Raw genomic sequence first — 10875 nt, forward strand, 5'->3', positions numbered from 1 at the left:
ATCGGTGAGACCCTTTGCGTGGATGCCGTGGCCTTTCCGGTGGTTCGCCCGGGTGTTGACCGTGCTTCTCGTGCTGGCGCTCGTGCTGGCCGGGGTCCTGGTGTACACGGTGCGGAAGTCGTTCCCGCAGGTGGACGGGACGCTGCGGCTGCCCGGTCTGGCCGGGAAGGTCGAGATTTATCGCGATAAATCGGGGATTCCGCATATCTATGCCGACACTGCGGCCGACCTGTTCATGGCGCAGGGCTTCGTCCACGCCCAGGACCGGTTCTTCGAGATGGACTTCCGCCGCCACACCACCGCCGGACGGCTCTCCGAGCTGTTCGGCAAGGCCACGCTCGGCAACGACAAGGCGCTGCGGACCATGGGCTGGCGCCGGGTGGCCGAGCAGGAGCTGCCCGCCCTCGACCGGCAGACCCAGGACTTCCTGGCCGCGTACGCCAAGGGCGTGAACGCCTGGCTGGACGCCAACCCCAACGCCTCCGACCGCAGCCTCGAATACTCGGTGCTCAAGCTGCAGAACGGCGAGTACCGGCCGGAGCGGTGGACCGCGGTCGACTCCGTCGCCTGGCTGAAGGCCATGGCGTGGGACCTGCGCTCCAACATGGAGGACGAGATCGACCGCGCCCTGGCGCTGACCAAGCTGCCCAAGGAGCGCGTCGAGCAGCTCTACCCCGGCTACCCGTACGACCGCCACTCCCCGATCGTCGGCCAGGGCGCGCTCTCCCAGGGCCGCTACGACCAGCAGGCCGAGCCGCGGACCGGCGGCGTGCGCGCGCTCTCCCAGGCCGCCGCGACGCTCGACGCCGTGCCGAGCACGATGAGCAGCGAGGAGCGCGAGGGCATCGGCTCCAACTCGTGGGTGGTCTCCGGCGCGCACACCACCAGCGGCAAGCCGCTGCTGGCCAACGACCCGCACCTGTCCCCGCAGATGCCGTCCGTCTGGTACCAGGCCGGGCTGCACTGCAGGAAGCTGTCCGAGCAGTGCCCGTACGACGTCACGGGGTTCACCTTCTCCGGCGTGCCCGGCGTGATCATCGGGCACAACGACAAGATCGCGTGGGGGTTCACGAACCTCGGGCCGGACGTGGCCGACCTCTTCCTGGAGAAGGTGGACGGCGACACGTACCTGTACAAGGGCGAGCAGGTCAAGCTGGAGACGCGGCAGGAGCAGATCAAGGTCGCCGGCGGCGACCCCGTCACGATCACCGTGAAGAGCACCCGGCACGGCCCGCTGATCAACGAGGTGATGGCGGACGCCCGGCCGAGCGGCGAGGCGAACGCCGTGGCCCTGCAATGGACCGCCCTCACCCCCGGCAGGACCGTGGACGCGATCTTCGCGCTCAACAAGGCGGGCGACTGGCCCGAGTTCCGCTCGGCGGCGGCGCTGTTCGAGGTGCCGTCCCAGAACCTGATCTACGCCGACACCAGCGGCAAGATCGGCTACCAGGCGCCCGGGCGCATCCCCGTACGGGAGAAGGGCGACGGCGCCTGGCCGGTGCCCGGCTGGACCGGCGAGTACGACTGGAAGGCCGCGCCCATCCCCTACGACCAGCTGCCCACGGTGGAGGACCCGGCCGAGGGGTTCGTCGTCACGGCGAACAACGCCGTCATCGACCCCCGCCGCTACCAGCCGCTGCTGACCAAGGACTGGTCCTACGGCTACCGCTCCCAGCGCATCCGCGAGCTCATCGAGTCCGCGATCGCCAAGGGCAAGATCGACGCCGGGACGATGTCGGACATCCAGCAGGACACCTCCAACGAGTTCGCCGAAACGCTGGTGCCCGCGCTGCTGCGGGTGGACCTGGCCGGTCCCGCCCGCCAGGCCCGCGAACTGCTGCGCACGTGGGACCACTCCCAGGGGCTCGACTCCGCCCCCGCCGCCTACTACAACGCGGTGTGGCGGCACCTGCTCATGCTCACGTTCGACGACGACCTGCCCGAGCAGGTGTGGCCCGGTGGCGGCGACCGCTGGTACGACGTGGTCGCCAACCTGCTCACCGCCCCCGACGACCCCTTCTGGGACGACGTGACCACCAAGAACCTCACCGAGACCCGCGACGACATGCTGCGGCAGGCGATGGCCTCGGCCTACCACGAGCTGTCGGAGCTGTTCGGCACCGACGTCAGGTCCTGGAAGTGGGGCGACCTGCACCAGCTCGAACTGGTCAACGGCACGCTCGGCACGTCGGGCCTCGCGCCCGTGGAGGCGCTGTTCAACCGCGGCCCGTTCGCCGTGCCCGGGAACAAGGACGCGGTGAACGCGACCGGGTGGAACGTGCAGAAGGGGTACGGGGTCACGGCGGTGCCGTCGATGCGCATGGTCGTCGACCTGGCGGACCTGGACAAGTCCCGCTGGATCAACCTGACGGGCGCCTCGGGGCACGCCTTCCACGACAACTACTGGGACCAGGCCGAGGCGTGGGCGCGGGGCGATCTGCTCCCGATGTACTCCAAGCCCGAGTCGGTGAAGAACGCCGCCGTCCACACCCTCACCCTCACCCCCTGACCCCGGGGCCACGTCCCGGCCTCCAGGGGGCGGGAGGACCTGCGCGGGCCCGGCGTACGACCGTGGTTGTAGTCGAAGGCCAGACCGTGGTCCGACGCGCCGGGCCCCCGGCCGCTGTCAGCATGGCCGCATGACTCGCCTCCGGTACTCCGATCGCCTCTGGTACTCCGTCGGGATCTTCCTCCTGCTCGTGGGCCTGGCGCACCTGGGCGTGCTCGTCGTGGCCGGCGGCCCGTGGGAGGGGGCCGTGTCGTGGCGCAAGCCGTTCACGTTCGGGGTGTCGTTCGGGTTGAGCGTGCTGACCCTGACCTGGGTGTCCCAGTGGTTACGGCTGCGTGCCCGCACGTTCGTCCTCGGGGCGTTCGCGGCGGCCTCCACGGTCGAGGTGGCGCTGATCACCCTTCAGGCGTGGCGCGGGGTGCCGTCCCACTTCAACATGGAGACCCCCCTCGACACGGCCATCGCCCGCACGCTGGCCGCGTTCGGCATCACGCTCATCGTCCTCGCGATCACCATGACGATCGCCGCCTTCCGCCCGGCGCCGGAGGTCGCCCCGAGCACCCGTCTGGCCGTACGGGCCGGCTTCGCCACGCTGCTGGCGTCCATGGTCTTCGGCGGCGTGATGATCGCCCGTGGCGTCGTGGCGGTGATGACGGGCAACCAGCAGCTCGCCTACACGGTGGCCACCGCGCTCAAACCGGCCCACGCCGTGCTCATGCACGGGGTGCTCCTCCTGCCGGCCCTGTCCTGGCTGCTGTCCCGCACGCTCCCGTCCGAGGGCGCGCGGCTGCGAGCCGTACGCCTGGCCACCTGGGCGTACGTCGCGGTGGCCGCGCTGGTGTCCGGCCTGGCCGTGGCGGGGGTGGCGGTCGTGGGGCCATCCACGGCGTCGGTGTTGTCGGCCGGGGCGATCTCGGCCCTGGCCATCGCGGCGGTCGCGCTGGGCCGGTTCAGCCCCCGCCTCGGCCAGGCGAAACATTGAGGCCGGGGTAATGGGTCAGCCGTTATGCCGTCGCCGCCGCCACCACACGGGCGCGCGCGGGTAACCACCGTCGTCCAGGTCGGCCAGCCGCTCGAACACGTTGTACGACGCCTGATGCCCGCACACGACCACCGACACGAGCATGGCCAGCAGGTAGAGCGGGAGCATCGGCAGTCCGGCGCAGCAGGCCCACTGGGTGGCGTGCCGTGCTTCGTGCCGGATGAGCCGGTCGTCCAGCTCGTCCTGCCTGGTCAGGACGACGTTCCCCACCGTGAACGCGCCCGCGACGGGAAAGCGGTAGCGGTAGCCGAAGGCGAGGATGAGCCCGTCGGGGCCGGGCCGGCGGGCCGCGCCGCCGACGATCGAGATGAGGAGGCCGAGCGGGGTGGCGAGGTTCACATAGTTCACCGCCCGCCGGAACCGATAGCGCCTGTTCATGCGTCTCAGTCTTGACCAATCTTGACAAGTCGGAATAATGATCTGCGTCCTGAAATCTCCCACAAGAGCAGGATTATGAGATTCTCCATCCTGGGCGCGCTGCTCGGCGCTGTTGCACTGGCCGGAGCCGGCGGAGTCGCGATCACCCAGACATCAGCCACCGATCCCCTACGTTCCACCGATTCTCCTTCCGGCGCGCAGGTGGCGTTACCCGTCGCCGCGACCCCGACGGCGACGCCCACGGCGACGCCCTCGGTCGGGGATTACACCGCCACGACGAAGGTGGTCAAGAAGAAGGGCGTCTCGTACTTGAATGTGTCCGTCAAGTACGACGGAGCGGCCCGCTTCACCGTGAAGCAGAAGGTGTGCAGGAGCCAGTCCTGCAGGAGCGCCACCGCCCAGTTCCCCGTCACCACCGGGGCCGGGCAGACCACGAAGAAGCTGGGCAAGGGCACGTACAAGGCGAGGGGCAAGCCGGCCGTCAAGGTCAAGCCGCTCCCCTGGCCGACCCGCACCGTGACGGTCTCGCCGACCGCCACGGCCGCGCCGAGCGCGACGGCGACCGTGACGTCCACGGTGACCGAGCAGGCCACGGTGACCGCCACGGTGACCCAGCCGGGCCCGACCGTGACCGTGCCCGGCCCGACGGTGACCGTGCCGGGGCCGACGGAGACGGTGACGTACACCTGTCAGCCCGCCCCGCCGACGACCCCGCTTCCGCCGTCCGAACCGCCGACCGCCACGCCGTCGACCTCGGTCTCGGAATCCCCGGACGTCCCGGACGCCCCGGCCCAGGCCCCCGCCCCACCGGCGAGCGACACCCCGACCCCCACCCCGACTCCGACTCCGACTCCGACTCCGACTCCGACCGCGACGGACATCCCGACCGACACCCCCACCGGCGCCCCGACCGACGTCCCCACGGACGTCCCGACGGACATCCCGACGTGCGCGCCGCCCACGGATCTCCCCTCCGAGACCCCGACCCCGACCCCGACCTCCACGGACACCGGCACCCCCACCCCGCCGGAGCCCCCCACTCAGTAACCCGCGACCGACACAACGCATGATTCAGGCCAGGCCCCAGCGCCTGGCCTGAATCATGTCCTTCTGCCCCACAACCCACCGCAACGGCCCTCTCACATCCGGGACGCCGCACCACCGCTGAACCAGCCCGCCAACCCCGTAGGGACGCCGCGCCACCGCTCCCATCCCTCCGGCTCGTGACCGGGTACGCCCCGGGTCGGTCAGTGCGGGGCGTTTGTGGGGTGGGGTGGTGGGGTGGGGGTCAGCAGGCGGGTGAGGGTTTCGGTCAGCCAGCGTTCGTAGGCGTCGGCGTCCCAGCTCAGCATCTCCCGCGCCAGCAGGTACGTCTCCGCGTGCACCAGGACGGCGGTGGTGTCGGTCAGCCAGTCGAGATCGTGCCCGCCCGCCAGAAGCCCGTCGGCGGCCATCTTGTCCCAGAAGGCGCGCATGTTCGCGCGGGTGGCCTCGCGCCCGGCCCGGGTGGCGGCGGCCAGGTCCGGCTCGGTGGGAGCGGCCTGCAGGGCGACGGCCAGCAGGTCGCCGGCGCGTTCGGCCATCTGGCGGCTGCCCCCGGCCAGAGCGGCGATGCGCTCCTCGGCGGTGGGGGCGGTGCCGGCGCGGACGTACCAGTCGCGACCGGTGATGTCGACGGCGGCCCCGTCACCGGCGAAGGCGACGTCGACGCAGCGTTTGAGCAGCGCGGCCTTGGTGCCGAAGCGCAGGTAGACGGTACGGTCCCCGACCTGGGCGGACTGGGCGACGGCGGTCAGGGTGGTGGCCGCGTAACCGTTGCGGAGGAACAGCTCGGTGGCGGCGGTCAGGATCTTCTCCTCGGTGGCGGCGATGCGGGCGGCGCGCAGATCACGCTTGACGGGCTCCGACATAAAATGCAGTATAACTGCATCGATGCAGTGCAACTGCAAGGAGGGGATTGCCGTGTCGCACCTCCCGCGCCTGGACGGCGTGCACCACCTCAAGCTCCCGGTCACCGACCTGGACCGTTCCCTGGCCTGGTACCGCTCCCGGTTCGGGTACGAGATCGACATCGAGTTCGTCGAGGAGGGCGTGCCGATGGGCTACGCGCTCGCCCATCCGGCCGGCGGTCCCGTACTGGCGCTGCGGCTGGACCCGGACCGGGCCAGGGCCGCCGCGGGCTTCGACTACTTCGCCATCGGCGTCCCGGACAAGCAGGCCATCGAGGAACTGGCCGCTCACCTGACCACGCTCGGCGACAGCCACGCCGGCGTGCACGAGGCGACCATCGGCTGGATCCTGCCCGGCCTGCACGACCCGGACGGCCACGAGATCCGCTTCTACACCACGCAGCCGCTTCCGCCGCGCGAGCGGGCCGTCCCCACCGCCGCCGACGCGGACGAGGAGCGTCGCAGCAGCGGCACCCGTCCGGCCGAGACCTCCTGAGGAGCGCGCCATGACCGTGGTCCGCAACCAGGACGGCCGGCTGGAGGTCTTCGCCCGCGGCCAGGACACCCGCCTGTGGCACAGCTGGCAGCGGCACGAGGGCGGCTGGTCGCAGTGGGAACCGCTCGCGGACGGAGGGCTGGAGAACGACTGGCACCGCCCGCTGGGCACCTTCCCCACCGTCGGGCAGAACCACGACGGCAGGCTGGAGACGATCGTGATCGCCTCGGACGGCCGCAGCCCCGTGCACTCCTGGCAGCACGAGCCCAACGGCGACTGGGCCCAGTGGCAGAGCCTCGAAGGCTGGTCGGTACGCGCCCTGGGTCCAGGCTTCCGCGAGTTCTGAACCCGGCCGGTCACCTCACAGAGCGGGACCGAGCGGCGCTCCGGGCGGAACGCCGCCCGGCCCTTCCTTGAGCTCGACGAAGATCGCGTGCGACTCGGTGTCGCCGATGTTCCGCCCCGCGTGCTCCTGCGCGCCGACCCACCGCGCCTGCCCCGCCTCCAGGTCCAGCTCGACCTCTCGCGCGCCCGAGGTGAGGCGGCGGCTGAAGGACGACAGCGTGACCATCACGCTGTCGGGATGGCCGTGCGGGCTGGTCGAGTCGCCGGGCCGGTCGCGGTAGCGCAGCACCCTGACCCGTTCGTTCTCGAAGATCACCGTGTACAGACCGGGGTTCGTGACCACTGGATCGGCGCTCATGGACTGGTCGAGGCCGCCCGCCGCCTGCTGACCGCCGCGCACCCGCAGATCGAGCAGACCTCCCTGCTCCCCCCGGACCCGCCCGCCGACCCCGTGGCGCGCCTGGACCTGGCGGTGGCCATCCGCGCTGCGACCGGCATCGAGTCGCTGGTCTGGCTCACCGACATCGCCGGATACCCCCGGCAACAGGCGGTCGAGACCATGTGCTCGTCGGCGCGGGCGCTCCTGGTCGCCGCCCTCGACCGGCACGACCGCCGCACCGGGCAGGCGTAGCCGCGGCGTCAGAGGTTCTTGTAGCGGCCGTCGTGGTAAAGCAGCGGCGAGCCGTCCGCGGGGGTGCCGAGGGCCGTCACCCGGCCGAGCACGATGGAGTGGTCGCCGCCGTCGTACACCGCGGTCGTGGCGACCTCGACCGTGGCCAGGGCGCCGGTGAACAGGGCCACTCCCGACTCCCCGCGATGGTGCTCCCACCGGGCCAGTTGCCCGTTCAGCGGACGGCCGCGGTGGGCGAAGAAGCGGGAGGCGTCCTCCATCGAGGCGTGCAGCACCGACACGCCCCACACCCCGGCCTCGATCACGGCGTCGTGGAAACGGGCCACCTTCTCGGCGCAGAAGAGCACGAGCAGGGGGTCGAGCGACACCGACGTGAAGGAGTTGACGGTCATCGCGTGGTCCACACCGCCGAGCCGGGTCGTGACGATCGCGACTCCCGTGGCGAAGCGGCCGACGACCTTACGGTAGTTTCCCGGGTCCACATGCCGCTCTATGGAATGCACGACGTTACTTTATGCCTCTACGTCGGATTCTTTGGAGGTGGGTATCCCCGCAACAACCACGAACCCCCACCGGATGAGGGCGAGCACAGGAACGCCACCACGAGAGCCAGCAATCCGCCATACAGGTAGACGTACCCCGCCGCACCCTGAGAGATCACCAGATCTCCGGCACTGAGTTCGAGCGTGAACGGCATCGTCACCAGCAGCCAGCCGAGCCCGACCGCGAACGCGGCGAGCTTCGTCCGCATGAGCCTGGCCGCCCCCAGCGGAAGGAGGAACAGCGCGAGCACCCACCCGATCGCCACCCACGGAACGGCGCCCAGCTGGTCGAGCGCGTGCGTGAACCCGCCGACGACGCCGAGCACGACACCCAGCACGAACAGCATGCCGTACGCCGCCCCGCCCAGCGCCGACTCCGCCTGGCTGCGATGCTCCATGGGGAACGAGGTTAGTGGATGCCCGCGAAGAGATCGTTCTCGCGGTTGTGCGGCTCGCCGATCCCACCGGCGTCGACCGGCGGCCCGGGCACCGGCCGGCCGGGCACGCCGATGGCCAGGACGAAGTGCTCCACGCCGAGCACCTCCTGCCCGATGTTGTTGGACAGGGCGTACCAGGGGCCGTCGACGGTGATCTGGGTGGCGTGGGCGCGCATGGCCTCCCGCTTGTTGCCGACCCAGGGGCGGGCGTCGATCTCGGTGGTGATGTCCTCGTCGGGGCTGCCGAAGGGGATGTCGTCGACGTCCTCGACGAGGAAGCCGGTGCCGGAGCCGGGCAGCGCCTCGGCCGTGCGCCGCATGACGGACCTGGGCACGGCCGTGTGGTAGAACTTCGCGATCTGCCACGGCTCGTCCTGGCGCGGGGCGGGCCGGCCGGCCGGGACGTAGTCGGGCTTGGCGGCCAGCTCGAAGGCGCGGCGGGCCACCCGGTGGGCCTGGATGTGGTCGGGATGGCCGTAGAAGCCGTTGGCGTCGTAGGTCACCAGGACCTGCGGGCGCACCTCGCGGATGACCTTGACCAGCTCGCCGGCCGCCTCGTCGAGGTCGGCCTGCCAGAAGGCGTTGGGACGGTCGTTGGTCGCGACGCCCATCATGCCGGAGTCGCGCCAGCGTCCGGGCGAGCCGAGGAAGCGGTGGTCCTCGACGCCGAGCGCCTGGCAGGCCGCCGCCAGCTCCCCGATCCGGTACGGCCCGAGCAGGTCGTCGCGGTCGGCCGCCAGGTGGGCGAGGTCGGCGGGGATGACCTCCCCCTCCTCCCCCAGCGTGCAGGTCACCAGCGTGACGTGGGCGCCTTCCGCGACGTATTTGGCCATGGTCGCGCCGGTGCCGATCGACTCGTCGTCCGGATGGGCGTGCACGAGCAGGAGGCGGCGATCAGTCATAGTCATGAGCGTAACAATGGCTGGATACTGGCAGGATTGAGCCCATGAGTGAGAGCTTCCCGCGACTGTCGGCACGGACCCGCCGGTTCACCCTGGGAGTGCCCAGGGGGTTCACGATCTCCCCCGACGGCGGACGAGTGGTCTTCCTGCGGACGAGATCCGGCACCGACCCGGTCACCTGCCTGTGGGAGCTCGACACCGAAACCCACGTCGAACGCCTGGTGGTCGATCCCCGCACCCTCCACGCCGACGACGAGAACCTGCCGCCGGAGGAGCGTGCGCGACGCGAGCGCAGCCGTGAGGCGGCCGGCGGCGTGGTGGCCTACGGCGCCGACGCCGCGCTGACCAGGGCGGCCTTCGCCCTGTCCGGCGCGCTCTACGTCGTCGAGCTGGCGAGCGGCGAGACCCGCAGGCTGGAGACGCCGGGCGCGGTCATCGACCCCCGGCTGTCCCCCGACGGGCGGCAGGTCGCCTACGTCACCGGCGGCGCCCTGCACGTCCAGGACCTCGACTCGGGGCGCGGCGAGGTGCTCGCCACGCCGGAGTCGCCGACCGTCACCTACGGCCTGGCCGAGTTCATCGCCGCCGAGGAGATGGACCGGATGCGCGGCTACTGGTGGTCGCCGTCGGGCGACGCGCTGCTGGTCGAGCGGGCCGACGAGGAGCCGGTCGACACCTGGTACATCGCCGACCCGGCCAACCCGTCCCGCCCGGCCGTCGCCCAGCGTTACCCTGCGGCCGGCACGCCCAACGCCCGCACCGAGCTGTTCGTGCTCGGGCTCGACGGCTCGCGGGTGGCGGTGTCGTTCGAGGAGGAGTACCTCACGACGGCCGCCTGGGACGACCACGCGCTGTCGATCGTGACGATGACGCGCGACCAGAAGACGCTGCGGCTGTTCTCCGTCGACCCGGCGACCGGCGTGTCCACGCTGGTCCGCGAGGACACCGACCCGGCCTGGGTGGACATCGTGACCGGCGTGCCGGCGCACCTCGACGACGGCTCGCTGGTGTGGGTGGCCACGTCGGAGGGCGGCCACCGGCTGTTCGTCGGCGACCGCGCGGTCACGCCGCCCACCCTCCAGGTCCGGTCGGTGCTCGACGTCGACCACGACAGCGTGTTGTTCAGCGCCAGCGGCGGCGACCCGACCGACATCCACCTGTGGACCTGGGACGGCCACTCGCTGCTGCCGGTCTCGACCCGGTCCGGGGTGTTCTCGGGGCGGATGGCCGGCGGCGTCGGCGTGTTGTCGGAGCAGAGCCTCGACGCCGAGGGCGTCTCGACCACGGTGGTGCGGCGCGACGGCATGGCGGTCCCGATCCCGTCGTACGCCGAGCGTCCGGGGCTCGACCTGCGGGTGTCGCTGGGGCGTTCGGGCCGCCGGGAGCTGGCCACGGCCGTGGTGCTGCCGTCCTGGTACGAGCAGGGCTCGGGCCGGCTGCCGGTCCTGATGGACCCGTACGGCGGCCCGCACGCCCAGCGGGTGCTCAACCGGCGCGGCGCGTTCCTGGAGAGCCAGTGGTTCGCCGAGCAGGGCTTCGCCGTGATCGTGGCCGACGGCCGCGGCACGCCGGGCCGCGGTCCGGCGTTCGAGCGGGCGGTGCTGGGCGACCTGGCGACCCCGGCGCTGGAGGACCAGATCGACG

At 71.5% G+C, this 10875-nt stretch carries 13 protein-coding genes; 7 read left to right on the plus strand and 6 right to left on the minus strand.

Annotated features, from left to right (window positions below; translation table 11 throughout):
• Positions 1-22: 22 nt before the first annotated feature.
• Entirely contained in the window at positions 23-2509 is a 2487-nt protein-coding gene (locus tag ACWCSD_RS07395) for a penicillin acylase family protein (RefSeq protein ID WP_397161210.1), read from the plus strand.
• A gap of 130 nt (positions 2510-2639) precedes the next feature.
• Positions 2640-3491: a hypothetical protein gene (locus ACWCSD_RS07400; protein WP_397161212.1), complete on the plus strand. Its 852-nt coding sequence runs from the start codon at positions 2640-2642 to the stop codon at positions 3489-3491.
• 15 nt (positions 3492-3506) lie between these two features.
• On the opposite strand, the gene ACWCSD_RS07405 is transcribed toward ACWCSD_RS07400, so the two are convergent.
• Positions 3507-3929 carry a hypothetical protein gene (locus tag ACWCSD_RS07405; RefSeq protein WP_358294402.1) on the minus strand — a complete coding sequence of 141 codons (423 nt, stop codon included), beginning with the start codon at positions 3927-3929 and terminating at the stop codon, positions 3507-3509.
• A 75-nt stretch (positions 3930-4004) separates the two neighbouring features.
• On the opposite strand from ACWCSD_RS07405, the gene ACWCSD_RS07410 reads away from it, so the two are divergent.
• Positions 4005-4976: a hypothetical protein gene (locus ACWCSD_RS07410; RefSeq protein ID WP_449913544.1), complete on the plus strand. Its 972-nt coding sequence runs from the start codon at positions 4005-4007 to the stop codon at positions 4974-4976.
• A 200-nt stretch (positions 4977-5176) separates the two neighbouring features.
• On the opposite strand, the gene ACWCSD_RS07415 is transcribed toward ACWCSD_RS07410, so the two are convergent.
• A complete protein-coding gene (locus tag ACWCSD_RS07415; RefSeq protein ID WP_449913546.1) occupies positions 5177-5839 on the minus strand; it encodes a TetR/AcrR family transcriptional regulator in 663 nt (220 codons plus the stop codon).
• A gap of 52 nt (positions 5840-5891) precedes the next feature.
• Here ACWCSD_RS07415 and ACWCSD_RS07420 point away from each other — a divergent pair, with 52 nt between their 5' ends.
• Positions 5892-6374, plus strand: coding sequence for a VOC family protein (locus tag ACWCSD_RS07420; protein WP_397161218.1), 483 nt, complete (start codon positions 5892-5894; stop codon positions 6372-6374).
• A 10-nt stretch (positions 6375-6384) separates the two neighbouring features.
• On the plus strand, positions 6385-6720 hold the full coding sequence (locus ACWCSD_RS07425; RefSeq protein WP_449913548.1) for a hypothetical protein: 336 nt from the start codon (positions 6385-6387) through the stop codon (positions 6718-6720).
• A 15-nt stretch (positions 6721-6735) separates the two neighbouring features.
• Here ACWCSD_RS07425 and ACWCSD_RS07430 read toward each other — a convergent pair whose 3' ends face one another.
• A complete protein-coding gene (locus tag ACWCSD_RS07430) occupies positions 6736-7119 on the minus strand; it encodes a cupin domain-containing protein (protein ID WP_449913549.1) in 384 nt (127 codons plus the stop codon).
• A gap of 51 nt (positions 7120-7170) precedes the next feature.
• On the opposite strand from ACWCSD_RS07430, the gene ACWCSD_RS07435 reads away from it, so the two are divergent.
• Positions 7171-7350: a hypothetical protein gene (locus ACWCSD_RS07435; protein ID WP_449913550.1), complete on the plus strand. Its 180-nt coding sequence runs from the start codon at positions 7171-7173 to the stop codon at positions 7348-7350.
• Between the two features lie 8 nt (positions 7351-7358).
• Here ACWCSD_RS07435 and ACWCSD_RS07440 read toward each other — a convergent pair whose 3' ends face one another.
• Genes ACWCSD_RS07440 through mshB form a run of 3 tightly spaced genes read right to left on the minus strand, consistent with a single transcriptional unit; the run spans position 7359 to position 9231 of the window.
• The gene (locus tag ACWCSD_RS07440; protein ID WP_397161226.1) at positions 7359-7853 is read right to left on the minus strand and encodes a flavin reductase family protein; all 495 of its coding nucleotides are present in this window, start codon (positions 7851-7853) and stop codon (positions 7359-7361) included.
• A gap of 17 nt (positions 7854-7870) precedes the next feature.
• The gene (locus tag ACWCSD_RS07445; protein WP_358294410.1) at positions 7871-8290 is read right to left on the minus strand and encodes a DUF6113 family protein; all 420 of its coding nucleotides are present in this window, start codon (positions 8288-8290) and stop codon (positions 7871-7873) included.
• A gap of 11 nt (positions 8291-8301) precedes the next feature.
• The gene (gene mshB / locus ACWCSD_RS07450; protein WP_449913552.1) at positions 8302-9231 is read right to left on the minus strand and encodes an N-acetyl-1-D-myo-inositol-2-amino-2-deoxy-alpha-D-glucopyranoside deacetylase; all 930 of its coding nucleotides are present in this window, start codon (positions 9229-9231) and stop codon (positions 8302-8304) included.
• 44 nt (positions 9232-9275) lie between these two features.
• On the opposite strand from mshB, the gene ACWCSD_RS07455 reads away from it, so the two are divergent.
• The coding region (locus ACWCSD_RS07455) for a DPP IV N-terminal domain-containing protein (protein WP_449913554.1) at positions 9276-10875 on the plus strand (1600 nt) is incomplete at its 3' end.

It is taken from the genome of Nonomuraea sp. NPDC001684 (assembly GCF_053596515.1).